The sequence below is a fragment of the Telluria sp. LT2P34 genome (assembly GCF_059685915.1).
The window spans coordinates 152274-176190 of record NZ_JCASIN010000001.1 but is presented as its reverse complement, the minus strand read 5'-3'; the positions used below and the strand labels follow the sequence as shown (position 1 = coordinate 176190).

Annotated in this window: 21 protein-coding genes; 9 read left to right on the top strand and 12 right to left on the bottom strand. The window is 68.4% G+C overall.

Annotated features, from left to right (window positions below; all coding sequences use genetic code 11):
- Nucleotides 1-68 precede the first annotated feature (68 nt).
- Together AC56KZ_RS00805 and AC56KZ_RS00800 are read right to left on the bottom strand one after the other, a co-directional pair.
- Nucleotides 69-1727: an FAD-binding oxidoreductase gene (locus AC56KZ_RS00805; protein ID WP_497160234.1), complete on the bottom strand. Its 1659-nt coding sequence runs from the start codon at nt 1725-1727 to the stop codon at nt 69-71.
- On the bottom strand, nt 1724-2536 hold the full coding sequence (locus tag AC56KZ_RS00800) for an N-acyl amino acid synthase FeeM domain-containing protein (protein WP_497160233.1): 813 nt from the start codon (nt 2534-2536) through the stop codon (nt 1724-1726). Before AC56KZ_RS00800 ends, AC56KZ_RS00805 begins: the two co-directional genes overlap by 4 nt.
- A 350-nt stretch (nt 2537-2886) precedes the next feature.
- On the opposite strand from AC56KZ_RS00800, the gene AC56KZ_RS00795 reads away from it, so the two are divergent.
- Nucleotides 2887-4089 carry a glycosyltransferase gene (locus AC56KZ_RS00795; protein WP_497160232.1) on the top strand — a complete coding sequence of 401 codons (1203 nt, stop codon included), beginning with the start codon at nt 2887-2889 and terminating at the stop codon, nt 4087-4089.
- 17 nt (nt 4090-4106) lie between these two features.
- Here the strand turns inward: AC56KZ_RS00795 and AC56KZ_RS00790 are convergent, their stop codons facing one another.
- The gene (locus tag AC56KZ_RS00790; protein ID WP_497160231.1) at nt 4107-5939 is read right to left on the bottom strand and encodes an asparagine synthase-related protein; all 1833 of its coding nucleotides are present in this window, start codon (nt 5937-5939) and stop codon (nt 4107-4109) included.
- The gene (locus tag AC56KZ_RS00785; protein ID WP_497160230.1) at nt 5936-7516 is read right to left on the bottom strand and encodes an AMP-binding protein; all 1581 of its coding nucleotides are present in this window, start codon (nt 7514-7516) and stop codon (nt 5936-5938) included. The genes AC56KZ_RS00790 and AC56KZ_RS00785 overlap by 4 nt, the downstream gene beginning before the upstream one ends.
- 236 nt (nt 7517-7752) lie before the next feature.
- On the opposite strand from AC56KZ_RS00785, the gene AC56KZ_RS00780 reads away from it, so the two are divergent.
- The 6 genes from AC56KZ_RS00780 to AC56KZ_RS00755 all read left to right on the top strand — a co-directional run bounded on the left by AC56KZ_RS00780 (nt 7753) and on the right by AC56KZ_RS00755 (nt 14103).
- Complete coding sequence (locus AC56KZ_RS00780; protein WP_497160229.1) at nt 7753-8619, top strand: hydrolase 2, exosortase A system-associated; 867 nt, start codon at nt 7753-7755, stop codon at nt 8617-8619.
- On the top strand, nt 8616-9404 hold the full coding sequence (locus AC56KZ_RS00775; RefSeq protein ID WP_497160228.1) for an alpha/beta hydrolase family protein: 789 nt from the start codon (nt 8616-8618) through the stop codon (nt 9402-9404). Before AC56KZ_RS00780 ends, AC56KZ_RS00775 begins: the two co-directional genes overlap by 4 nt.
- A 45-nt stretch (nt 9405-9449) precedes the next feature.
- A complete protein-coding gene (nadB, locus tag AC56KZ_RS00770) occupies nt 9450-11090 on the top strand; it encodes an L-aspartate oxidase (RefSeq protein WP_497160227.1) in 1641 nt (546 codons plus the stop codon).
- A 54-nt stretch (nt 11091-11144) separates the two neighbouring features.
- Nucleotides 11145-12041: a DMT family transporter gene (locus AC56KZ_RS00765; protein ID WP_497160226.1), complete on the top strand. Its 897-nt coding sequence runs from the start codon at nt 11145-11147 to the stop codon at nt 12039-12041.
- Between the two features lie 95 nt (nt 12042-12136).
- Nucleotides 12137-13006: an NAD-dependent protein deacetylase gene (locus AC56KZ_RS00760; RefSeq protein WP_497160225.1), complete on the top strand. Its 870-nt coding sequence runs from the start codon at nt 12137-12139 to the stop codon at nt 13004-13006.
- A 44-nt stretch (nt 13007-13050) separates the two neighbouring features.
- Nucleotides 13051-14103, top strand: a complete 1053-nt coding sequence (locus AC56KZ_RS00755; protein ID WP_497160224.1) for an alpha/beta fold hydrolase — start codon at nt 13051-13053, stop codon at nt 14101-14103.
- Nucleotides 14104-14106: 3 nt separating this feature from the next.
- Here the strand turns inward: AC56KZ_RS00755 and nadC are convergent, their stop codons facing one another.
- The 8 genes from nadC to queE all read right to left on the bottom strand — a co-directional run bounded on the left by nadC (nt 14107) and on the right by queE (nt 21449).
- The gene (gene nadC, locus AC56KZ_RS00750; RefSeq protein ID WP_497160223.1) at nt 14107-14973 is read right to left on the bottom strand and encodes a carboxylating nicotinate-nucleotide diphosphorylase; all 867 of its coding nucleotides are present in this window, start codon (nt 14971-14973) and stop codon (nt 14107-14109) included.
- Entirely contained in the window at nt 14970-16103 is a 1134-nt protein-coding gene (gene nadA, locus AC56KZ_RS00745) for a quinolinate synthase NadA (protein ID WP_497161191.1), read from the bottom strand. Before nadA ends, nadC begins: the two co-directional genes overlap by 4 nt.
- Entirely contained in the window at nt 16103-17707 is a 1605-nt protein-coding gene (locus AC56KZ_RS00740; RefSeq protein WP_497160222.1) for an ABC-F family ATPase, read from the bottom strand. Before AC56KZ_RS00740 ends, nadA begins: the two co-directional genes overlap by 1 nt.
- 75 nt (nt 17708-17782) lie before the next feature.
- Entirely contained in the window at nt 17783-18712 is a 930-nt protein-coding gene (ldcA, locus tag AC56KZ_RS00735) for a muramoyltetrapeptide carboxypeptidase (RefSeq protein WP_497160221.1), read from the bottom strand.
- Nucleotides 18709-19641: an alpha/beta fold hydrolase gene (locus tag AC56KZ_RS00730; protein ID WP_497160220.1), complete on the bottom strand. Its 933-nt coding sequence runs from the start codon at nt 19639-19641 to the stop codon at nt 18709-18711. Before AC56KZ_RS00730 ends, ldcA begins: the two co-directional genes overlap by 4 nt.
- Before the next feature lie 170 nt (nt 19642-19811).
- A complete protein-coding gene (gene tadA, locus AC56KZ_RS00725) occupies nt 19812-20363 on the bottom strand; it encodes a tRNA adenosine(34) deaminase TadA (protein ID WP_497160219.1) in 552 nt (183 codons plus the stop codon).
- Nucleotides 20356-20802, bottom strand: coding sequence for a 6-carboxytetrahydropterin synthase QueD (gene queD, locus AC56KZ_RS00720; protein WP_497160218.1), 447 nt, complete (start codon nt 20800-20802; stop codon nt 20356-20358). The genes tadA and queD overlap by 8 nt, the downstream gene beginning before the upstream one ends.
- Nucleotides 20803-20813: 11 nt before the next feature.
- Nucleotides 20814-21449, bottom strand: coding sequence for a 7-carboxy-7-deazaguanine synthase (gene queE, locus AC56KZ_RS00715; protein ID WP_497160217.1), 636 nt, complete (start codon nt 21447-21449; stop codon nt 20814-20816).
- Nucleotides 21450-21673: 224 nt separating this feature from the next.
- Here queE and AC56KZ_RS00710 point away from each other — a divergent pair, with 224 nt between their 5' ends.
- Nucleotides 21674-22645: a sensor histidine kinase gene (locus tag AC56KZ_RS00710; RefSeq protein ID WP_497160216.1), complete on the top strand. Its 972-nt coding sequence runs from the start codon at nt 21674-21676 to the stop codon at nt 22643-22645.
- Nucleotides 22646-22907: 262 nt separating this feature from the next.
- Entirely contained in the window at nt 22908-23831 is a 924-nt protein-coding gene (locus tag AC56KZ_RS00705; protein WP_497161190.1) for a sensor domain-containing diguanylate cyclase, read from the top strand.
- Nucleotides 23832-23917 lie beyond the last annotated feature (86 nt).

The following is a 23917-nucleotide window of genomic DNA, read 5'->3' as shown; positions in this document are numbered from 1 at the left end:
GTGGGAATTGGCCCGCCGCTCCGTGCGCGGACGAACCTTGACTCCGCTCTGCCCTCCCCGCCGGCATATTACTCCGCGCGCCCGGCGGCCTCTGGCTGGTAGCGCCCCGGCGCCAGGATCCCGGCCGGATCGAGCGCCGCCTTGATGCGCGCCACCGTGCGCCAGTAGGTATCGCCATCGGGATCGAGCCGCCCCATCGCGTGGTTGCCGGCGCGGTAAGGGATGTAGCCGGCTTCCAGCGTCCGCTCGAAGGTCTCGTCATGACAGGCGCGGGCGCGCGCCGTTTCCTCAGGATCGTCCTTGTCGTAGGCGACCGTCAGCACGCCGCCGAGCGCGCGTTCGTTGACCATGCTGAACGTGGCGAACAGGTCGAAGCCGTGTTTCCAGAACACGCCCTGGGCCAGGTCATGCACCGCCAGCAGGTCGGCGCCGCGCAGCGGCAGCACCGGCGACACCCACAGCAGGCCGCAATTGTCGCGCGCCGGATCGGCGCCTGCCGCAAAGTCCGGCGGCAGTCCGCCGCGGCGGCGCCAGTAAGCGCCGGCGAGAAAGCGCCCACTGGGGCTGCCGCGGTTCATCGCGAACAGCGATTCGCCCAGCGCCACCCTGGCGCGCAGGCGGCGGCTGATGCCGCTCTCGCCACAGGCGCGCGCAAGGATCGCGCCGATGCGCAGCTTGCGTTCGGTGATGAAGCTGGCGCGGGCCGGGCTGCCGCGCAGCGCCCGGCGCAGGGCGGCGCGCGCGGCCGCCACCTGGGCGTGGCTGCCGGACAAGGCGCCGGACACGGTCCAGGGAGCTATCCCGGCCTGCCTGCACATCCTTGCGCGCAGCGCTTCGGGCAGGCGGGCGCCGGCAGGGACCTCGGCGCGCGGGAAGACGCCGCCGCCGGACAGGACGCGCAAGTCGTTCCCGATATGCAGGATGCTGCGCAGCGTGCCGTCCAGCCGCAGCGGCCGCAATGCGTCGACGACGGCGGCGATGTCGGCGTGGCGCGGCACGCTGCACAGGAAGTGATTGGTGCATTCCGCTTGCGGCATCAGCCAGATGCCGAGCCGGACCACGATGCCCATGTTCGACTGGGTAAACAGGCCGTCGAGGAAGGGTCCTACCCCGTAGGGAAACAGGTGGGCCGTGCGTGCGTTGCGGTAGTGGCCGAAGCCGGTCTTGAGCAGCTCGCCGCTGGCGAGCACGATGTCCATGCCGGCCACATGCTGCAGCCGGTTGCCGTAGGGCGAATGGCCGAAGCCGCGTTCCATGATGTTGCCGACATAGCTGGTGTCGGGGCCGGCGCCGGTGCAGTCGGCCCAGAGCGGGAAGCCGCGCTCGCGCAGGTAGCCCGAGAGCTGGGCCTGGGTCACGCCCGGTTCGATCACGGCATAGGCCAGTTCCGCATCGACCTGGATGATCCGGTTCATGCGCGAGAGGTCGAGGATGACCTGGCCGGCGCCGACCGCGCAGGCGTCGCCATAGCCCCAGTTCTTGCCGGTGCTGATCGGATAGATGGCCAGCGCGTGCTTCGATGCGATCCGGGCCAGCTGCGCCACTTCGTCGGCATTCCCGGGACGCACAACGGCCAGGGGCAGGACCGGGCGCGCGGCGGTGCTGCGGGCATAGCGTTCGAGGGTGGCGGCGTCGCCTGCGAACCAGTCGGGGCCGACCACCGCCGCCATCGCCGCCAGCGCCTCGCCCGCACGTGCCGGCTGCTGCAAGTCGTTCAGGCTGCTCATGCCCGTCCTCCCGTCGTGCACAGCGCGGCCAGGCGCGCGGTGATGGCGGGCTCCTCGCACAGCGGGAAGAAATACGGGTAGAACGAGCGCTCGCCGCCCGGCTGTTCACCCAGCTGGCTGCCCTGCCTGTCAGCGCTGTCCTCGTGCCTGCCGCCCCAGCGCGCGATTTGCGCGCCCATGTGGTCGAGCGGCAGGCGCAGCAGCACGGCCGGGGCGCCGACCCGGCTGCACTCGCGCTCGCCGCCGAAATCGGCAAAGCCCAGCATGTGGCGGTAGAAGCCCACGTGGCGCGGATTGACTTCGATGACGTAGTCTGTGAAGCCATGCAGCTTGTGCGCGTACAGGTAGGAGATATGGATCAGCGAGGCGAAGACGCGTTTCGACATGCCCTTGTCGATCGCCAGGCGCGAAGGCTCGCACAGGCGGCGGCCTTCGCGGCGCAGGATGTCCAGGCGGTCGCCGAAATGTTCGTCGGCCGGCAGCAGGCCGTGACGGTCGAGGCAGAGGCTCATGGTGCCGACCAGCTTGCCGCCGGTTTCGGCGTACAGGGTGACCTTGTCGTCTTCTTCGCGCGCATTGGCCTCCACCGCATAGCCGCGCCAGGCGTACATGCGCCGCAACAGCACCCCGGCGTCCGCATGCCGCTCGGCCGAGATCGCCAGGCGGACATTGAACAGCTGCGATGGGGATTCGACCGCAAGGGCGGCCCGCGCCACGGCCGGGCCGGGCTGGAAAAGCGGGCGCCCCTCGCCGGCGCCCTGTCCGGGCGGGGTTCGGAAGCTTGCGATCGGCATGTCGTCTACCAGCATACTTGTCTCCTTCTTCGATGGCGTCCCGCCGTCATTGGCGAAAACGGTCAAGCTGGCAGTCAGACAAGGTCAGCAGTAGCAGGGTTCCCTGCCCGGCGCGCAGATGTGGTCGATCTGGATCTGGATCAAGCTGTAGAGAAATTTGTCACAAGCATTGAGCGATTCGGAAAAGCGGGCCGGCCCGTATCGCCCCGCGCAAAAATGCCCCGTTTGACAGGTATCAAGGGTCCAATCGTGTTGCCGAGACCGGCAGCCTTGCAGCCATATAATCTCCGCACGGCCGTTTCAAGCGGGCCGCGGCCAGGCTTTTACCGGAGACCCTGCAATGCTGTTCCTTCGCTCCAGCAGCCATGGGTAATCGCCCCCCTCCCCCCCTCAAGGCGTCGCCCGACGAAGCGCGGCTCGTGGCCCACGTGGTCACCCGGCTCGACGCGGCCGGCACCGGCTCGGCCCTGCTCGACCTGATCGACCATACGCCGGCGGCGCGCTATCGGCATGCCGTGCTTTGCCTGCGCGAGCACAGCATCTATCACGCGCACTTGCGCGAGCGCGGGGTCGAAGTAATCGACCTGCACAAGCGCGAGGGCGCCGATCCCGGCCACTTCCTGCGCATGGTGAGCGCGCTGCGCAGCCTGCGCCCGGACCTGGTCCATACCCGCAATTTCGGCGGACTCGCGGGGCAACTGGCGGCGGCGCTGGCCGGAATCAGGCTGCGCGTGCATGGCGAGTACGGGCGCGATCCGCACGAGCCGCCGAACCCGCCTCGTGCGCAGCGGCCGGGCGCCGATGGCCTGCTGCGGCCTGACTGGCGCCGCCTGCTGCGCCCGCTGGTGGGCCACTACATCGCTTCCAGCGCCGAACGGGAGCGCTGGCTGATCGAGCAGGTCGGCGCCGAACCTTCGCGCGTGTCGCACATCGCGCATGGCGTGGACAGCCTGGAGTTCCACCCGCGTCTCGGGCCCCACGCGGCGGTCGGCCCGGACGGCTTCATGCGCGACGACGCCTTCGTGATCGGTTGCGTCGGCCGCATGGACGACGCCAACAACGACATGACCCTGGTTGAATCCTTCCTGCGCCTGATCTCCTCGCAGCACCCGGCGCACGCCCGCCTGCGCCTGATGATCATCGGCGACGGCCCGATGCGCGCCGAATGCCAGGCCATGCTGGACCGCGCCGGGGCCGCGCACCGGGCCTGGCTGCCGGGCGAGCGCGCCGACAGCGCGCGGCTGCTGCGCGCAATGGACCTGATGGTGCTGCCGGCCCTGGCCGAAGGCAGCGGCAATGTGCTGCTCGAAGCGATGGCCACCGGGCTGCCCGTGGTGGCCACCTCGGTCGGAGTGCACAAGGAACTGGTGCAGCCCGGGCTGACGGGCATCCTGGTGCCGCCGATGTCGCCCGACGTCATGGCCGCCGCGATTGCCGACTACTGCCGGATTCCCGAGATGGGCGCGCGCCACGGCGCCCGCGCACGCGGCCAGGTGATCGCCCACCACAGTCTGCCGGCAATGGCGCGCAGCCATCTGGCGGTCTACGACGCGCTCGCCGCCAGCTGAATGCAGATCACGCCGCCCTAAACCGGCAGCACCGCTTCCCGCGCCGCGCCTTCGAGGGCGCAAGCGTTCGCGCGGCGGCGCCGCGCGAACCATGCCTCGAGCATCATCAGCTGCCAGACGAGCTGGCCGTGCAGGGCCGGGTCTTCGGGCAGGCGGCGCGCCAGCAGCAGGTCGATGAATTCGCGGCGCACGATGCCGCGCCCGGCAAACGCGGCCAGGCTGTCGTAGGCGAGCGCGCGCAGGCGGGCATCGCCCTGCAGCCAGGCGCCAAAGGGCAGCGGCGGCGCAGTCTGAGAAGACAGCGGCAGCTTGCAGCCCAGCTCGCGCATGGCGCGCCCGAACAGTTCGCGCACGCCCTTTTCGGTCTTGCAGCGCGGCGCCAGGCGCGCCGACATCGCCACCACCGCATCGTGCAGGTAAGGAAAGCTTGCGGCGACCCCGTTGGCGGCGCAGGCGGCGGTGAAGGCGGGCAGCAGCCGACAGGGCAAGTCTCCTTGCAGCTCCAGGTCAATCGCGCGGTTCACGCTGCTGCGCGCCTGCGCCAGCCACCAGCTGCGCTCCTGCACGGCAGCCGGCGCCTCGGGGTCGACCTGGGCCAGGAAGCCCGGCTCGAAAACGGCCGCCGCGCCGTGCGCCAGCAGCGCATTGCCGCGGCGCAGACGCTGGGGCGCCGCCGCCATCGACAGTTCGATGCGCCCGCGCAGGCGTTCGAAAGCGCCCGGCAGCCTGGCGCCGGCGCCGAACAGGAGCGGCTCGATCAGCAGCTGGCGCAGCGCGCCGGGCAGGCGTTCGTAGCGACCGGGGCGCGCCAGGCCGGCATGGCGGCCGCGGCCGAACAACTGGGCCGCGCCGATGGCGCAGGCCAGCCGCCGTACCCCATCCTCGCGCGCCATGCGGGCCGCGAACAGCATCGCCACCGCTCCCGGATCGCCGCAGGGCGCGTCGCAGGCCAGCGCCAGCGGAGCGAGCGCGTCGGCGACATCGTCGGCATCGATCACGGTGTCGCGGTGCCGGCTGCCGAGCCGGGCGGCGGTTGCGCGCGCCCGCTTGAGCATGGCGCCCGCTCCAACGCCGAAGCCGACCGTAAAAGTGGCGACCGGCCCCTGGTCCGCCTGCCCCAGCTGGGCGGCAAGCAAGGCACTAGCGGCCCCGCCGGCGAGCAGCAGGCCGCTCTGGTGCTGATTCGGGCCGGCGTCGGCCGCGCACGACAGCGCGTCGAGCAATGCGCTGTGCGGCGCATTGCTCGACGCATGCTCGGTATAGCGCATGCGCCAGTAGTGGGTTCTTTCGGTGCGCGCGCCGCGCAGGTGCAGGGATTCGCCCGGCGCCAGGCGGCGTACGCCGGCATGCATGCTGCGCGGGCCGTGAATCGCATTTGAATACAGATAGTCGAAGACGGCCTGGGGGTCAGGGTCCTGTCCAGCGCCGGGGTGGCGCGCCAGCACTTCCACCCTGCTGGCGAACACCATGCTACGGCCGACCGCCTGGTAGAACAGGGGCCGGGTGGCGCAGCGGTCGACCGCCAGCAGCGCTTCGGCGCGCCGCTCGTCGAGGATGGCGAAGGCAAAATGGCCGGACAGCGCGGCACAGGCCTGGGCGCCGTGCAGGCGCCACAAGCGCGCAAGTTCCGCGGTTAGCTCAGTGCGCTCGCCCCAGTGCGCGATCAAGAGACCATCGCGCGCATACAGGGAAGCGTCGCTGGCGGCGCCGGCGATGGTGGCCGAGACGGCGGCCGCGCCCAGGCCGTGCATGCCCGTGAGGAGTGGCCCGGCGCCCTTGAGCGGGGCCGCCATCTCCGCCAGCGGCAAGGCCGGCGGCTCGCTGGAGAACCATCCGCACAGGCCAGTCATGGCCTCGCCTCGGCGAACAGGGGCGCCAGTTCGCCGGCCAGCAGCGCACGGTCGATCTGGCCGTCGCGCGCACGCGGCAGCGGCGCGCGGCGCACGTCGACCATGGCCGGCAGCATGTGCTGGGGCAGGCGCGCCTGGCAGGCGCCGAACAGGATCGACGAATCGAGCCGTGCACCCGGACGCGGCGTCGCCAGCACGGCGATCACCTGGCCCAGCACCGGATGGGCGACGCCGACCGCCGCCGCTTCGGCCACCAATCCGGTGCCGACCACGATCTTTTCCACTTCGCGCGGACTGACGCGGCGGCCCTGGGTAACGATGTCGGCGCGGTTGTCGGCCAGGTACAGGAAGCCGTCCGCATCCTTGCGTGCGGCGACGCCGGGATAATAGCCGGTCTCGCGCTGCGCCAGCCCGGGCATGGCCGGCAGCGCGCGGAAATGTTCGGTATTGGCTTGCTGGTCGTTCCAGTAGCCGAGCGTGACGAGGGCGCCGCAGCGCACCAGCTCGCCCGTTTCGCCGGCGGCGCAGTCGCGTCCGTCCGGACGCAGCACGCGCCACTCGGAATACGGCAGGGCGCGTCCGATCGAGCCGGGACGTTCGTCCAGCATCGCCGGCATCAGGCTGGTCGAACGGCAGGCGTCGCCGATGTCGTATAGCAGGTGGATCCGGGTGCGCGGCAAGTTATTCCGCAGGCGTTCGAGCGCCCGGCGTTCCAGGGCGCCGCCGGCGCAGACCAGGTAGCGCAGGCAGGAGAGCACGCGCGCCGATTGCGGCGGCAGGCCGGCGAGCTGCCCGAGGCTCGCCGGGGACGCGAAGATGCCGCTCGCGTCGCCGTCCCCGAGCAGGCGCTCCGGCAGCCCGGCGCTGCCGCAAGTGTCGAGCACGACGGTTGCACCGGCGGCCAGGGCCGCGAGCAAGGCGTTCAGGCCATAGTCGCCCTGCAGCGCCAGCGCGGCGAGGACGCGGTCCCCGCTGACTATGCCGGCGCAGCGGGCGGTCGACTGGGCACCTGCCACGAGATTGCGGTGCGACAAAGCCATGCCGCGCACTGCGCCGCCGGCGTCGTCAGGGTACAACAGCGCGGCCAGCGCGGCCGCCGCCGGGGCCGCGGCCTGCGGGCCCGGGACAGAAAGAAAGGCTTCCCATGCGAGGGTGCGCGGCGGCCCGTCGGCGCGCACCGCTGCCCCATGAACGACGACAGTGCGCAGCATCGGGCAAGCGTTGATCACGGGGTGCAGGGCGTCGAAGCCGGCGGCCCCGGTGATCAGCAAGCCGGCGCCGGCGTCGCGCAGGATCGCCGCGCAGCGCTCGGGACTGGTGGCCGGGTCGATCGGCACGACCGCGCAGCCGGCGGCGGACGCACCCAGCAGCGCCGTCACGAAGGCCGGGCCGTTGTCGAGAAGCAGCGCCACGCGCTCGCCGGTGCCGGCGCCGAATCCGCGCAGGGCCGAGGCGACCCTGGACGCGGCGCTGGCCAGGCCAGCATAGCTGATGCGTTCGTCGCCATAGCGCAGGGCAAGGGCCGCGGGCGTGCGCGCCGCCGCTTCGTCCACCAATTCGTGGGTCAACTGGGCCATGGCTTTCTCCGATCATGCTCAAAAGAAATCTATGATTCAGAAAAACTGCAAGCGGGCTATTGATCCTGCTCAATAACTATCCGGTCGTTCGCCCTGTCAGTGCGCAAGGTCCGGCACAGGTGCGCGTGTCAAATTGACATGAATGCACGATCTTCGCAGAGACACCCCGCCCCACCCCGGCTTCGATTCGCAAAGTCCGTTGCGACGAGCCACACGAGTGCAGGAGACGCCAGTCCATGAATGCGCCGCTGCTGACCACGCCCCGCGTGGAGCCCTTCTTCTTCGACGCCAGGCCAGGCACGCGCTTCAGCCTGTACCATGCGCCGAATCCCCAGGTCGCCCCGCGTGGCGCCATCCTCTACGTCCACCCTTTCGCGGAAGAACTCAAGCGCACGCGGCGCATGGCGGCGCAGCAGTCGCGCGCCTTTGCAGCGCTCGGCTATGCCGTGCTGCAGATCGACCTGTTCGGTTGCGGCGACAGTTGCGGCGAATTCAACGCCGGGCGCTGGCAGATCTGGCACGACGACCTGCAGCAGGCCGCCGACTGGCTGGCCGAACGCGACAGCGGCCCCTTGACGCTGTGGGGCATGCGCCTGGGCGGCCTGCTGGCGCTCGACGTCGCCGCCCGCCTGCGTCCGCGCTCGGTGCTGCTGTGGCAGCCGTTCATGAGCGGGCGCGCCTGCATCAACGAATTCCTGCGCATGTCGCCGCAGTTGCGCGACCCGGCGCCGGGCGCGCCGCGCAGCACCGCCGCCCTGCGCGCCCAGCTGGCGGTGCACGGCGTCATCGAGGTCGGCGGCTATGAAGTGGCGGTGCCGCTGGTCAAGGCGGTCGATGCCTGCGACGCCGCCAGCCTGGTGCTGCCGCCCTGCAGCGTGCACTGGTTCGCGCACGCGGCTCCCCAACCAAGCGCGCACGGCCAGGCCTTGCCATCGAAGGCGGCGGCGACCGCGGCGCGCCTGGCCGGGCACTGGGCCGCATCGAAGGTCGAACTGCACTTCCACGCGCTCGACGGCGCCCTGGACTGGACGGGCCCGGGAGAGCTCGACAGCCCGCTTCTGCGCGCGGCGACCTGCCGCCTGTTTTCCGGAGACCCGGCATGAAACTCCAACAGCGCGCCCTGCGCTTTCCCTGCGCCGGCGTCAGCCTGATCGCCATCGTCGACGTTCCCGAGCGTCCGCTGATGCGCGGCATGCTGATCCTGCCCGACACGACCCAGTACCGCGCCGGCAGCCATCGCCAGTTCACTCTGCTGTCGCGCCTGCTGGCGGGGCGCGGCATCGCCGTCATGCGCTTCGACCGGCGCGGCTATGGCGACAGCGACGGCGACGCCGCCAGCCCGGCCGCAGCGCAGGCCGACGAGGACATCGCCGCCGCCATGCGGGAATTCTTCATCCATGTGCCGGAGATGAAGGAAGCCGTCATCCTCGCGCCCGGCGACGCCGCGCCGCTTGCAGCCCACTACGCGGCCGGTGATGCCAGGGTCGCGGGCCTGGCGCTGCTCGATCCGCTGCTTCCCGATGCGCCCCTGCCCGGCCCGCGTGCCGCGAGCGCCGCGCCGGTTCCTGCCAGGCGCTCGTTGGCGCAACGGCTGCTGCGGCGCGCGGTTCCCTTCGGCAGCGCTGCCGCCAGGGCAAAACAACCCGCCGCCGTGCCTGCCGCCGTGCCTTCTGCCGCGGTCGCCATTCCACCGCTCATCGACGGCTTCGGCGGGCGCGTGCTGCTGGTGTCCAGAAGCAGTGCCGGCGGCGCGGGCAGCAGCTGCGCACTGGAACACCAGGACCCGCGCAGCCGGCGGGTCGAGATCGCAGGCTGCGCGAACGCCGGCGGCAATGCCTGGCGCGAAGCGGTCGCCTTTGCCTGCGCCAGCTGGCTTACCTCCTGGTGAAGCAAATCGTCTATAGTGATGCCTCTGTACTCACTGTAGACTTCCATGAAATTTGACGTTGCAATCGTCGGCAGCGGCCTGGCCGGCCTGTCGGTCGCCCTGCATCTTGCGCAGACGCGCTCGGTTGCCATCATCTCGAAACGTGCCTTGCTCGATGGCGCCAGCAGCTGGGCCCAGGGCGGGATTGCCGCCGTCCTCGATTCCGGCGACAGCCACGACCAGCACATCGCCGATACCCTGGTGGCCGGCGCCGGCCTGTGCGACGAGGCCGCCACACGCTACATCGTCGAGAACGGCCGCGCCGCCATCGAATGGCTGATCGAACAGGGCGTGCCCTTCACGCGCGACGCCAGCGCCGAGATGGGTTTCCACCTGACCCGCGAGGGCGGACACAGCCAGCGCCGCATCATTCACGCCGCCGATGCCACCGGCCACGCGGTCCAGGTCACGCTCGAGCAGAAGGTGCGCGCCCATCCGAACATCACGCTGTTCGAACGCCATTGCGCGATCGACGTCATCACCTCGGACAAACTGACGGGCAAAGGTGTTCATACCGCGGTGCATGGCGGTGCCCCTCACCTGGTCGGCCAGCCGCGCTGCCACGGCCTGTACGTGCAGGACGAAGAGAGCGGCCAGGTGCTGACTTTCGAGGCCGAGCACACCGTGCTGGCCACCGGCGGCGCCGGCAAGGTCTACCTGTACACCACCAACCCCGACACCGCCACCGGCGACGGCATCGCCATGGCCTGGCGCGCCGGCTGCCGCATCTCGAACATGGAGTTCATGCAGTTCCACCCGACCTGCCTGTACCACCCGTACGCGAAATCCTTCCTGATCACCGAAGCCATCCGCGGCGAAGGCGGCCTGCTGAAACTGCCGCCGGATGCGGCGCTGGCCGGCGGCACGCGCTTCATGCCGGCCCACGACGAACGCGGCGAGCTGGCCCCGCGCGACGTGGTCGCCCGCGCCATCGACTTCGAAATGAAAAAGCGCGGTCTCGACTACGTCCATCTCGACATCAGCCACCAGACGCCCGAATTCCTGATGGAGCATTTCCCGACGATTTATGCGCGCTGCATGGAACTGGGCATCGACATCACGAAGGAACCGATCCCCGTGGTGCCGGCCGTGCACTTCACCTGCGGCGGCGTGGTCACCGACCTGGCCGGGCGCACCGACATTCCCGGCCTGTACGCTGTCGGCGAAACCGCCTGCACCGGCCTGCACGGCGCCAACCGCCTGGCCAGCAACTCGCTGCTCGAATGCGTCGTCGTCGGGCGCGCCTGCGCCAGCCAGATCGCCGCCGCGCCGCGCGTGGATGGCCCGGCGCTACCGCCCTGGGACGAAAGCCGCGTCACCAACGCCGACGAGGAAGTCGTGATCGCCCACAACTGGGACGAACTGCGCCGCTTCATGTGGAATTACGTCGGCATCGTGCGCACCACCAAGCGCCTCGAACGCGCCCAGCACCGCATCGCGCTGCTGAAGGAAGAAATCGACGAGTACTACCGCAACTTCCGCATCACGCACGACCTGCTGGAACTGCGCAACCTGGTCGACGTGGCCTCGCTGATCGTCAACAGCGCGCTGTCGCGCCACGAAAGCCGCGGCCTGCATTATTCGCGCGACTATCCCGACACCTTGCCGAAAGCGCTGCCAAGCGTGCTGACGCCAGCCCGCCGCTAATATACGATGATTGTCGGCTGGCCTGCGCGTGCGGCAGGCTTTCCGCGCTTGCCCATGAAACCCGGACTCACCGCTTCCACCGCCCTGCTCCTGAGCGCCGCTCCTGCGCTCTGGGCCGGCAACGCCATCGTCGGTCGCCTGGTGCGCGACGCCGTGCCGCCGATGACCCTGAACCTGCTGCGCTGGAGCCTGGCGCTGCTGATCCTGTTGCCGCTGGGGAGCGCCGCCTTTCGCCCCGACAGCCGGGTGCTGGCCAACTGGCGCCGCTACAGCATGCTCGGACTGCTCGGCATCGGCCTCTACAACTCCCTGCAATACCTGGCCCTGCAAACCTCCACCCCGATCAACGTCACGCTGGTCGCGTCAAGCCTGCCGGTGTCGATGCTGCTGGTCGGTCGCCTGTTCTTCGGGGTACCGGTCAGGCGCAAGCAGCTGGCCGGCGCCGCGCTCTCGATCGGGGGCGTACTGGTCGTGCTGTGCCGCGGCGACCTGGCCCAGCTGGCCGCCCTGCGCCTGGTTGCGGGCGACCTCTACATGATCCTGGCCACCATCGCTTGGGCCTTCTACAGCTGGATGCTGATGCAGCAAAAGGACGCGCCGGGCCTGCGCGCCGACTGGGCCGCTTTCCTGCTCGCGCAAGTCGGGTTCGGGGTGTTGTGGTCGGCGGCGCTGAGCGGGGCCGAAGGGCTCATCGCCGGCATCGACATCGCCTGGAGCTGGTCCCTGGCTGCCGCCCTGCTCTACGTCGCGGTTGGCCCGGCCATCCTGGCGGTGCGCGCCTGGGGCGCCGGGGTGCAGCGCGCCGGGCCCACCGTCGGCGCCTTTTTTGTCAACCTGACGCCGCTGTTCGCGGCACTGCTGTCGTCGAGCTTCCTCGGCGAGGCGCCGCAGCTCTACCACGGGCTGGCATTCCTGCTCATCGTCGGCGGCATTGCGGTGTCCACGCGCTGAGCGCTCGATGCTTCGGGCTTGGTCCCGCGCGGTAACGTGCTCTGCCTGACCCGGCAAGGATGCTAGGATCCTCTTCGAATGGAGGAGCGCATCCGATGGCTGAAGGTTCGACGCAACACAACAAGGCCGCCGAGCTTGCCGATTTTTTGGCGCGCCACACGAACACGCTGGTGCTGACCGGCGCCGGACTGTCGACCGCGTCCGGCATCCCGGATTACCGCGACCGCGACGGCGTGCGCCGGGGTAGCGATCCAATCCAGGGCCCCGCCTTCCGCGCGTCCAGCGCCGTCCAGCGCCGCTACTGGGCGCGCAGCATGGTCGGCTGGCCGGTGCTGGCGCGGGCCAGCCCGAATCCCGGCCACACGGCGCTGGCCGCGCTCGAGGGCGCCGGGCGCATCGGCGCGCTGCTGACGCAAAACGTCGACGGCCTGCACCAGCAAGCGGGCAGCCACGCGGTACTCGAGCTGCACGGGAATATCCATTCGGTGATTTGCCTCGACTGCGGCCTGCGCGTGCCGCGTGCCGCCGTGCAGGCCCAGCTCGTCGCCGCCAATCCCGCCGTCGCCGCCCTTGTGGGAGCGACCGTGGCCAGGCCCCTGCCCGACGGCGACGCCCAGCTCGAACCGGCCGCGCTCGACGACTTCCAGCTGCCTGGCTGCACGGCTTGCAGCGGCAGCTTGATGCCCGACGTGATTTTCTTCGGCGACAACCTGCCGCAGGCGCGCCGCGAGCGGGCGCTGGCCGAGATGGAGGCGGCCGACGCCCTGCTGGTCGTCGGCTCGTCGCTGATGGTGTATTCCGGCTTTCGCTTTTGCCGGCTGGCCGCGGCCGCCGGGAAACCGATCGCCGCCGTCAACCTCGGCCTCACTCGCGCCGACGACCTGCTGGCGCTGAAAATCGAGGAATCCGCCGAACGCCTGCTGCCGCAGGTGGTGCAAGTTCTCCAGGCAGCTTCCGCCCACTAATAAGGCGCCGATGCCCATCGGCGCCACAACCCAAGGGGAACATTTTGACAAGATCATTCAAGAACATCGCATCCGATACGGTCTGGCGCAAGGGCGCCCTCCTGGCCGGCATCGGCCTGGCCGCGTCCTACCTGGTCGTGCGCAGCAAGACCGCCCAGGCCGAGCGCGACAATCCGCCGCGCGGCAAGTTCGTCGAGGTCGACGGCGTGCGCCTGCACTACCTCGAGCGCGGCAGTGGCCCGGCCCTGGTGCTCCTGCACGGGAACGGGGTGCTTGCCAACGATTTCGAGTACAGCGGACTGATCGACAAGCTGAGCGAGCGCTACCGTGTAATCGCCTTCGACCGTCCCGGCTACGGCTACAGCGAGCGCCCGCGCAGCACGCTGTGGACGCCCGACGCCCAGGCCAGGCTGCTGCACCACGCGATGCAGGCGCTCGGGATCGACTCCGCCATCGTGCTCGGCCACTCCTGGGGAACGATGGTCGCGCTGGCGATGGGCCTGCAGGTGCCGGACGCCGTGCGTGGGCTGGTGCTGTTGTCCGGTTATTACTACCCGACCCTGCGGCTGGACGTGCCGCTCGCCGTGCAGCCAGCGATTCCGCTGTTTGGCGACCTGCTGCGCCACACGATCACGCCGCTCTTCTCGCGCCTGCTGTGGCCGCTCGTGACGAAACACATGTTCGCCCCGATGCCGGTGGCCGAGCGCTTCCGCCAGCTCTCGCCCTGGATGGTGCTGCGCCCGAAGCAGGTTCGCGCCAGCGCGGCCGATGCGGCGCTGATGATACCGGCGGCCATCTCCCTCTCGAAACGCATCGACGGCCTGCGAGTACCGGTGCAGATCCTGGCCGGCACCCAGGACAAGGTGGTCTTCCCTGCGCACGAGTCGGAGCGCCTGCACACCCAGCTGCAAGAGGCAACGCACGAGGATGCCAGCGGCCTGCACCTGATGCCGGGCGTCGGCCACATGGTGCATTACGCGCATCCGGAACAGGTGGTGAAGGCGGTCGATGCGATCGCGGCCCAGGTGGGCGAGCCGCTCGGCATGCGCAGCCCGCGCGCGGAGGCCCTGGCCCAGGCGAGCGAGAGCGGGGTCTAGTTGTTAGCCGACGATGCGCAGCGAGTAATCGGTCGCGCGCACGTCCTTGGTCAGGCTGCCGATCGAGATCCGGTCGACGCCGGTCTCCGCGATTGCGCGCACCGTCTCCATGTTGATGCCGCCCGAGGCTTCGAGCAGCGCGCGGCCGGCGTTGACCTGAACGGCCTCGCGCATCATCGACAGATTGAAGTTATCCAGCAGCACCGACTTGACGCCCGCCGCCAGCGCTTCCTCGAGCTGGGCGACGGTTTCGACCTCGATCTGTACGTTCACGCCTGAATTCAGGGCGTCGGCATTGGCCAGGGCGCGCGTCACGCCGCCCGCCGCCGCGATGTGGTTTTCCTTGATCAGGATGCCGTCGTACAAGGCCATGCGCTGGTTCTTGCCGCCGCCGACGCGCACCGCGTACTTCTGCGCCTGGCGCAGGCCGGGCAGGGTCTTGCGCGTGTCGAGGATCGCCGCGTTGGTGCCGCTAATCACCTCGACATACTTGCGGGTGCTCGTCGCCACGCCCGACAGCAGCTGCATGAAGTTCAGGGCCGCGCGCTCGGCGGTGAGCAGCGAACGCGGCGAGCCTTCGATCGTGCACACGGTCGAGCCAGCCGTCATCAGGTCGCCCTCGGCGTACTGCCAGTCGATCTCGATGTCCTGGTCGACGGCCAGCATCACGCCCTCGAACCAGGGCGCGCCGCACAGCACGGCCGCCTCGCGCACGATGACGCGGGCAAGCGCGTGCGGCTCGCCCGGCACCAGCATCCCGGTCAGGTCGCCCGTGCCGACGTCTTCCAGCAAGGCGGCCAGGATGTTCTGCTCGAAGCTGGCCTGCAGCTTGTCATCAAAAGCGGCATGCGGATTTTTCAACGTCGTCATGCGGGGCCCACGTTCGAATAGAGAGTGCTGTTCTGTTCCAGCGCGCCGCTCGGCAGCGCCCTGGCCTTTTTTGCGGCGGCAAAATCGAGCATGCGGTCGATCGCGCGCACGGCTTCGCGGCCGATCGCAGGATCCACGAAGACTTCGTTGGCGCCGGTCTCGAGCGCTTCGGCCAGGTTTTTCAGGCCATTCATCGCCATCCACGGGCAATGCGCGCAGCTCTTGCAGGTGGCGCTGTTGCCGGCGGTCGGCGCCTCGATGAAATGCTTGCCCGGCGCGGCCAGCCGCATCTTGTGCAGGATGCCGTTGTCGGTGGCGACGATGAAGGTGGTCGCGTCCAGGGTCTGGGCGGCGTTGATCAGCTGCGTGGTCGAGCCGACCACGTCGGCCAGCGCCACCACATTCGCCGGGGACTCCGGGTGCACCAGCACTTTGGCATGCGGGTGCTCGGCTTTCAGCAAGTCCAGTTCGATGCCCTTGAACTCGTCGTGCACGATGCAGGAACCCTGCCACAGCAGCATGTCGGCGCCGGTCTGCTTCTGGATATACGAACCGAGGTGGCGGTCCGGCGCCCACAGGATCTTCTTGCCCTGCTCGTGCAGGTGCCTGACGATGTCCAGGCCAATCGACGAGGTCACCATCCAGTCGGCGCGCGCCTTGACGGCGGCGCTGGTGTTGGCATACACGACGACCGTGCGGTCCGGGTGCTGGTCGCAAAAAGCGGCAAATTCGTCCGGCGGGCAGCCGAGGTCGAGCGAACAGGTCGCCTCCAGGTCCGGCATCAGGATGGTTTTTTCCGGACTCAGTATCTTCGCGGTCTCGCCCATGAAGCGCACGCCCGCCACCACCAGGGTCTTCGCCGGATGGTCGCGCCCGAAGCGCGCCATCTCGAGCGAGTCGGAAACGCAGCCGCCGGTTTCCTCGGCCAGGTCCTGCAGTTCCGGGTCGACGTAATAGTGGGCGACCAGGACCGCTTCTTTTTCTTTCAGCAGGCGCCGGATGCGCGCCTTGAGTTCCTGCTTTTCTTCAGGCGAAGGCACGGCCGGCGCGCGCGCCCAGGCCTCTGCGGTGCAGGCCTGGCCGCCCTGCGGGTGGTCATATTCGTAGGTTCGGATCGGCAGGATCGTCATCATGATTCGATACCCTGGCTGGTCAGGTACTCCTCGTAATTGCCGCGGAAGTCGACGATCTCGTTTTCCTTCACTTCCAGGACGCGCGTGGCCAGCGAAGACACGAATTCGCGGTCGTGCGACACGAAGATCAGCGTGCCTTCGTATTTATCCAGGGCGATGTTCAGCGACTCGATCGATTCCATGTCCATGTGGTTGGTCGGCTCGTCCAGCAGCATCACGTTGTGACGGCCCAGCATGAGCTTACCGTACATCATGCGGCCCTTCTCGCCACCGGACAGCACCTTCACCGACTTCTTGACTTCGTCGCCGGAAAACAGCAGGCGGCCGAGGATGGAACGCACGGCGAGGTCGTCGTCGCCTTCCTTGGTCCAGCGTCCCATCCAGTCGGTCAGGACGTCGTCGTTCGGGAACTGCTCGGTCGGATCCTGCGGCATGTAGCCGACGCTCGCGTTCTCGGCCCACTTGACGCGGCCGTGATCGGCGGAGAGACCCGTGATGTCGGCCCCGCCGATGCAGCGCAGCAGCGTGGTTTTACCGGCACCGTTGGCGCCGATGATGGCGATGCGCTCGCCGGCCTCGACCATGATCGAGAAATTCCTGAACAGGGTGCGGTCATAGGCCTTCGTCAGGCCTTCGGCCTCGACTGCCAGGCGGTGCAGCTTCTTTTCGCCCTCGAAGCGCACGAACGGGTAGGCGCGCGAGGATGGCTTGAATTCCTCGATCTTGATCTTGTCGATCATCTTGGCGCGCGAGGTGGCCTGGCGGGCTTTCGACTTGTTGGCCGAGAAGCGGCGCACGAATTCCTGCAGCTCGGCGACCTTTTCCTTGGCCTTGGCATTGTTCGACAGCTGCTGGTTACGGGCCTGGGTCGAGGCCAGCATGTAGTCGTCGTAGCTGCCCGGGTAGACCTTCAGGGTGCCGTAATCCATGTCGGCGATGTGGGTGCAGACCTGGTTCAGGAAGTGGCGATCGTGCGAGATGATGATCATCGTCGAATTACGCTGGTTCAGCACGTCTTCCAGCCAGCGGATCGTGTTGATGTCCAGGTTGTTGGTCGGCTCGTCCAGCAGCAGGATGTCCGGATTCGAGAACAGGGCCTGGGCCAGCAGCACGCGCAGTTTCCAGCCCGGCGCCACGGCGCTCATCGGGCCCTGGTGCAGCTCGCCGGCAATGTCCAGGCCCAGCAACAGTTCGCCGGCGCGTGCTTCGGCCGAATAGCCGTCGTATTCGGCAACCTTGCCCTCGAGCTCGGCGGCGCGCATGTAGTCGTCGTCGGTCGCTTCCGGATCGGCATAGATGGCGTCGCGCTGGGCGATCGCGTCCCACAGCTCGGTGTGGCCCATCATCACCACATCCAGGACGCGCACGTCCTCGTAGGCGAACTGGTCCTGGCGCAATTTACCCAGGCGCTCGCCCGGGTCGAGGGCGACGTTGCCGGCCGACGGATCGAGGTCGCCGCCCAGGATTTTCATGAAGGTCGACTTGCCGCAGCCGTTGGCGCCGATCAGGCCATAACGATTGCCGTCGCCAAACTTGACGGAAATGTTTTCGAACAGCGGCTTGGCGCCGAATTGCATCGTGATATTGGCTGTACTTAGCACTGGTGTGACCTCTAGCGGAGTTTGCGGAAATAGACAGATTAACCGCGTATTTTACCACGTGACCGTGCCCGCCATTCAGGCGCAGCGCAGTGTCGGATAGTCGCTCAGGCGCAGGGTAAAGCCTTCTTCCGTGCTCGCCAGTTGCGCCTGGGCGCCGAAGGGAATTGTCACCCGCCGCGCGATGTGGCCGAAGGACAGGCCGGTGATGACCGGAATCGGCAGGGTCTTGCGCAGGTGGGCCAGCATGGCGTCGAAATCGTAGCCATTGTCCATCGGCCCCAGCCGGTAGCCGGAAAAGTCGCCCAGCACCAGCGCCTGCTGCCGGTCCAGCACGCCGGCCTGCCACAGCTGCAGCAGCATGCGCTCGACCCGGTAAGGGTGCTCGGCGATGTCTTCGACGAACAGGATGCCGCCTTCCAGCGCGCCGCCCTCGATGCGCGGGAACCATTCGGTGCCGATCAGGGAAGCGAGCATCGCCAGGTTGCCGCCCCAGATCGGACCGTGCGCCTCGACGCAGGGATTGCCGCTCGCGGTTTCGACTATGGTGTGGGTGGGGCCGGCCAGGCAGCGCCAGAAATTGTCGAGCGTGAAATCGACCGGTTCGTCGCTGCCGAAGTCGATCAGGAAGGGGCCGGCATAGCTGGGGGCGCCCGTTTTCGCCATCAGGCCCATCTGCAAGGCCGTGATGTCGGAGTAGCCGACGAAGATCTTGCCGCTGGCTGCCAGGCGCTCGAAATCGATCCGTGGCAGCAGGCGCGTGAGGCCGTAGCCGCCGCGCGCCGCCATCACGATCTGCACGTCGGGATCGTCGGCCGCCGCGTACAGCTGGGCCAGGCGGCCCTCGTCGGTGCCGCCGAAACGCTGGTGGATGGCGCGATGGTCGTAATAATTATGGACCAGGCAGCCGCGCGCCTCGAGCCGCGCAATGCCGCGCTCGACGGCACGCTGGTCCGGCGGGTAGCCGGCAGGCGCCACGATGGCGACGCCGAGGGGGGAAGTAGTCACTGTTTGACGAAAAGGCGCGGTGTTGAGTCCGGCGCCATCTTACCGCGCGCATGGAAGTCGATCAAGGTCAGCAGCCGCTCGTTGAGCTGGGCCGGCAAGTCGTGGCCCATGCCTTCGATCAGCTCGAAGCGCGCGCCCGGCACCAGGGCCGCGGTATCGGCGCCGCAGGCAGCCGGCACCAGCGGGTCGGCAGCGCCATGGATGACGAGGGTGGGCACGGCGATCGACTGCAGCAGCGCGCTGCGGTCCGGGGCCGCGGCGACGGCCAGCACCTGGCGCGCCGCGCCGGCCGGGCAATAGCCACGTCGCAGCGCACGCGCGGCGCGGCGCCGCAAGTGTTTTTCGGGCGTGGGATAGGCTGGGCTGCCGATGGCCTGCCACAGCGCGACCGAGGCATCGACGATGGCGTCGGGGTCGGCCGGCTCGAGCGGGTGCAGCACCGCCTGCAGCGCCTCGCGCGCCGGCAGGGTCGGTCCCGGCAAGCCGCGCCGGCTGCTGCTCGACATTAGCGAGCAGAGGCTGAGCACGCGCTGCGGATGGTGCGCGGCCAGCAGCTGCGCCACCATCCCGCCCATCGCCACCCCGACCAGGTGCGCCCGGGCGACCCCGAGTGCGGAGAGCACGCCGAGGGCGTCGAGCGCCATGTCGTCGAGGCCGTAGGCCGCGCGCGAGGGCAGCTTGAGGGCCGACTTGAGCCAGCGCCAGACGGGATTGGCCTTGCCGGCGCGGTCGAATTTACTCGACAGGCCGGAATCGCGGTGGTCGAAACGGATGACGTAGAAGCCCAGCTCGACCAGGCCGTCGACGAATTCGTCCGGCCAGGCGGTGAGCTGCATGCCCGCGTCGTGCAGCAACAGCAGCGGCGTGGACTTGGCGTCCCCCGCGGTGTCGAAGGCGATGCGGATACCGTTTGCGGTCAGGCTTGGCATGGCAGACGGCATGGCGGTCGGCAGAGCGTCTGGACCGGCGACGGTGAACAATGCCGGTGGGCGTGTGGGGTCAAGGCTGGTCTCCCGTGACAGGGCCGTCGGTCGGACGGCAGCGCGAAACCAGCATAGCATTTTCGCAGCACTGGCGGCGAAGTTGACTGTGTGCGCGGCTAGCGCGCCACGCTTCGGCGTGCGCTGGCGCGGCGCTCGGCGAAGAAGCTTTTGAGCATCTCGCTCGCTTCACTGGCCAGCACGCCGCCGACCACCTCGGTGTGGTGGTTCAGGCCCTCATGCGCGAACAGGTCGAGGGTCGAGCCGCACACGCCGGTCTTCAGGTCGCTCGCCGCATACACGACCCGCGCCAGGCGCGCATGCATCATCGCCCCCGCACACATCGCGCAAGGCTCGAGGGTGACGTACAGCGTGCAGCCCGGCAGCCGGTAATTGCCAAGCCTGGCAGCGGCGGCGCGCAGGGCCACGACCTCGGCATGCGCGGTCGGGTCGTGGCGCCCGATCGGCTGGTTGTGGCCGACGGCGATCACTTCCCCGTCCTTGACGAGGACGGCGCCGACCGGCACCTCCCCTTCGAGGCGCGCCTGCCCGGCCGCCGCCAGCGCCAGGCGCATGAAGGCGAGGTCGGCCCTGGCCGCCGCCTCGGCAGCCGCAAGCGTCACGGCGTCGGGAAGGATCAGGGCCGAGTCAGGCATCTGCGGTTCAATCATCCGTGATTTCGGCCCAGCAGTTCGGGGTCTCGTGCAGCACCAGCTTGTGCAGGTGCAGGCCGGTGCCGTAGCGGTCGGTATAGGCCGCCTTCAGGATGCCGAAGGCCACCTGCGCCAGGTTTTCGACCGTCGGGATGCGGTCGATCACGACCGTCTTGTGGCCGGGCAGGCTGGCGAGGAATTCGCGCACCTTGTCGTCTTTTTCGTAGACCAGGAAAGCGTGGTCCCAGACATCGACCAGGTGCTCCTTGGCGAGCGCCTTGATGTCCGAAAAATCCATGATCATGCCGTTGTCCGAGTTTCCCTCGGCCTGGATGACGGCGCCGACGAGCGTGATCTCGAGCGTATAGCGGTGGCCGTGCAGGTTGCGGCACTGGCTCTTGTGGTCGGGAATCCGGTGTCCGGCGTCGAATTCGAGCTTGCGGGTGATAGTTAACATCGTCGTGCGCTTCAGGGAATCTGTAACAGTTTATGGGTCTGGAGGCTGAGCTTCCACTTCGGATTGGCGCGGCAGGTTTCAATCGCCAGGCGCGTGTTGTGCGCGGCCAGCGGGCCATCCATCGGCTGCACGAAGAAATTCTCGAAGTCCAGGTGTTCGTAGCTGGCCAGGTCCTGGTTCGCCTGCGGGATCACGACCTTGATTTCGTTGCCCTTGCCTACCACCAGCGTCGAACCCATCTTCGGACTGACGCACACCCAGTCGACCCCGGCCGGCACCGGCAGGGTGCCATTGGTTTCGATGGCGATGGTGAAGCCGTGCGCATGCATCGCGTCGATCAGCGCGGCGTCGAGTTGCAGCAGCGGCTCGCCGCCGGTGAAGACCACGTACTTGCTGGCGGCATGGGTCGCAGGCCACAAGCCATTGATGGTCCCGGCCAGGGACTCGGCGTCGCGGAACTTGCCGCCGCGTTCGCCATCGGTGCCGACAAAATCGGTGTCGCAGAACTGGCAGACGGCGCTGGCGCGGTCGCTCTCGCGGCCCGTCCACAAGTTGCAGCCCGAGAAGCGGCAAAACACCGCCGGCCGCCCGGCATGGGCGCCTTCACCCTGCAAGGTATAGAAAATTTCTTTGATGCTGTAAGTCACAGTAAACCTCTCGTCAACCAAGCATTATAACGTCCTGGCGACCGCCTTGCCGTACCCGCTTCGGCGGCCTTCGCTCGAACCGACGCCCTTTGCTCCGATCTGCGGCGACGCTTGCGGCAACCACCAAAGGGGCAGCAAAGGTATTGACTCCCAACAACATTCATCCCTGCGACAAGCGCTAACTTTACTGGAGGAAATTTCTTATAACCGTCGGAAGGAGCGACATGAAGACCGCACTTGCCAGGACAGCCGGCCGTATTCCCGTCATCGCAGTCCTGCTCGCCTGCGCCGTGGGCGCACTCGGCGCGCTCGGGGCGCTCGGCAAGCTCGCGCCGGCGGCGCCTGGCCTGTCGACGCTCATCACGATCCTGTGGCTGCTGGGACTGGGCGGCGCGATCTGCCTGCTGCTGCGCCGTACCATCGATGCGGACGACCGCACCCGCGAGCTGAGCGGCCAGCTTGCCCGCGAGCGCGGCGCCCGCCAGCTGTCCGACAGCCTCTTGCAGGACACCCAGACCGTGCTCTCGCGCCTGGTGCGCCAGCAGGACGCGATCCGAGACGGCGAGCGCGACCGTATTGCACACGACATCCACGAGGACCTGGGCCAGACGCTGCTGTCGCTGCGGATCGAATTGGCGCTGCTGCAGGTTGCCAGCAATGGCATCCATCCGATGGTGCACCAGAAAACCGGCGCCATGGTCAGGACCCTCGACCTGGCGCTGCGCTCGCTGCGCATCGTCGTCAACGGCCTGCGCCCGTTTGCCGCCGACGAGCGCCTGGACCAGGCCATGGCGCGCCAGCTCGACGAGTTCACGCGCCTGACGGGTGTCAATCATGTGTTCGAGGTGGCGCCGATGGCGGTCCAGGGCGCGCACGGTGACGACGACGGCGCCGCCATCGATGCCGGCGCCCTGCTCTACCGGGTGCTGCAGGAAGTGCTGGCGAAGATTTCGAGCCAGGCCAGCGCCACCGAAGTGCGCGTCAAGCTGGGCCACGACGGCGCGCAGCTGTCGTTGCGTATCGACGACAACGGCGTCGGCCCTGGCCAGCCGGGAGCAGGCTGCGGCTGCGGCTTGTCGAACATGCGCCCGCGCATCGAGGCGCTCGGCGGCAGCCTGCTGGCCGAAGCCCGGCCGGGAATCGGCACGCGCCTCACCCTGAACCTACCTGCACGGCATGGAATGATGGCCGCCTGAGAAGTCAATCCCGTGAATATTGCTTCAAATCAATAACCAGCTCAGGCGGCGGTTGCAGAATCGGTCCTTGTCAGCAATCAAAAGATTGCTCAACAGATAGTTGAAAAGGCCTCCGATGACCAGTACAGCATTGCAACGCCCGAGCTCGGCAACCGACGCGATGCCCGCCATCGCGGGCGCTGCCCCTGGCATCCTGCCCGGACCGCAAGGCAATGTGCTCGCTCCCGATACCGACCTGCGGTTCACGCACCAGCTGCTGCAGATGCTGGCGGTGCCCGTCTTCGTCCTCGACAGCAAGGCCCAGGTACTGATCTGGAATCGCGCCTGCGAGCGCCTGACCGGCGTGCCGGCGATCGAGGTCATCGGCACCGAGGATCACTGGCGCAGTTTCTACGACCACCGCCGCCCCACCCTCGCCGACCTCGTCATCCAGAACCGCACCGACGAAATCCGCCACATTTATCCGCGCCATGGCAAGGCACAGGCCGCGGCGGCGCCGCTGTCGATCGAAACCTGGTGCGACATGCCGCGCGCCGGCAAGCGCCGCTATCTGGCGGCCGACGCCAGCCCGATCTTCGACGAAAGCGGGCGCCTGCGGGCCGTGGTGGAAACCCTGCGCGACCTGACCGACGAAAAGATGGCGCAGTCGGCACTCGAAAAACTCGCGACCCGCGATGGCCTCACAGGCCTGGCCAACCGCCGCTGCTTCGACGATACCCTGGCGGCCGAATGGACGCGGGCGGTGCGCCTGTGCCAGCCGCTGTCGCTGCTGATGGTCGACGTCGACAATTTCAAGGCATATAACGACGCCAACGGCCACCTCGGCGGCGACGAATGCCTGAAACGGATCGCTACCGCGGTGGCGAGCGAAATGCGCGCCAACGACCTGGTAGCGCGTTATGGCGGCGAGGAGTTCGCCGTGATCCTGCCGAACCAGTCGCTCAAGGGGGCGGCCATCGTCGCCGAGCGCATCCGGCGCCGGGTCGAGAGCCTGCAGTTGCCGAACGGGCTGGCGCCGCTGCGCAAGGTGACGGTGTCGATCGGCGCCGCGACGGCGATCGCCGGCCCCGACAACCATGCCAGCGAACTGGTCGCCATCGCCGACGCCGCCCTGTACCGCGCCAAGCATCTTGGACGCAACCGTATCAGCCTGCCAATGGCAGACGGCAGCTGGCCGCAGACGTAAAAACGGGCGCCCCGAGGCGCCCGTTCCGATGCTGCACATTTACTGCTGATTATTTCATTACTGCTTTATTTCGTCACTCTTACTTC

Excerpts from the sequence above, each read along its gene's own strand:
- AC56KZ_RS00795 (WP_497160232.1), top strand. The coding sequence starts at position 2,887 with ATGGGTAATCGCCCCCCTCCCCCCCTCAAGGCGTCGCCCGACGAAGCG.
- queD (WP_497160218.1), bottom strand. The coding sequence starts at position 20,802 with ATGTTAACTATCACCCGCAAGCTCGAATTCGACGCCGGACACCGGATT.
- AC56KZ_RS00775 (WP_497160228.1), top strand. The coding sequence starts at position 8,616 with ATGAAACTCCAACAGCGCGCCCTGCGCTTTCCCTGCGCCGGCGTCAGC.
- AC56KZ_RS00765 (WP_497160226.1), top strand. The coding sequence starts at position 11,145 with ATGAAACCCGGACTCACCGCTTCCACCGCCCTGCTCCTGAGCGCCGCT.
- AC56KZ_RS00805 (WP_497160234.1), bottom strand. The coding sequence starts at position 1,727 with ATGAGCAGCCTGAACGACTTGCAGCAGCCGGCACGTGCGGGCGAGGCG.
- nadB (WP_497160227.1), top strand. The coding sequence starts at position 9,450 with ATGAAATTTGACGTTGCAATCGTCGGCAGCGGCCTGGCCGGCCTGTCG.
- AC56KZ_RS00780 (WP_497160229.1), top strand. The coding sequence starts at position 7,753 with ATGAATGCGCCGCTGCTGACCACGCCCCGCGTGGAGCCCTTCTTCTTC.
- AC56KZ_RS00730 (WP_497160220.1), bottom strand. The coding sequence starts at position 19,641 with ATGCCAAGCCTGACCGCAAACGGTATCCGCATCGCCTTCGACACCGCG.
- AC56KZ_RS00705 (WP_497161190.1), top strand. The coding sequence starts at position 22,908 with ATGCTGGCGGTGCCCGTCTTCGTCCTCGACAGCAAGGCCCAGGTACTG.
- AC56KZ_RS00800 (WP_497160233.1), bottom strand. The coding sequence starts at position 2,536 with ATGCTGGTAGACGACATGCCGATCGCAAGCTTCCGAACCCCGCCCGGA.
- AC56KZ_RS00785 (WP_497160230.1), bottom strand. The coding sequence starts at position 7,516 with ATGGCCCAGTTGACCCACGAATTGGTGGACGAAGCGGCGGCGCGCACG.
- nadA (WP_497161191.1), bottom strand. The coding sequence starts at position 16,103 with ATGACGATCCTGCCGATCCGAACCTACGAATATGACCACCCGCAGGGC.
- AC56KZ_RS00710 (WP_497160216.1), top strand. The coding sequence starts at position 21,674 with ATGAAGACCGCACTTGCCAGGACAGCCGGCCGTATTCCCGTCATCGCA.
- AC56KZ_RS00790 (WP_497160231.1), bottom strand. The coding sequence starts at position 5,939 with ATGACTGGCCTGTGCGGATGGTTCTCCAGCGAGCCGCCGGCCTTGCCG.
- nadC (WP_497160223.1), bottom strand. The coding sequence starts at position 14,973 with ATGACGACGTTGAAAAATCCGCATGCCGCTTTTGATGACAAGCTGCAG.
- AC56KZ_RS00760 (WP_497160225.1), top strand. The coding sequence starts at position 12,137 with ATGGCTGAAGGTTCGACGCAACACAACAAGGCCGCCGAGCTTGCCGAT.
- tadA (WP_497160219.1), bottom strand. The coding sequence starts at position 20,363 with ATGATTGAACCGCAGATGCCTGACTCGGCCCTGATCCTTCCCGACGCC.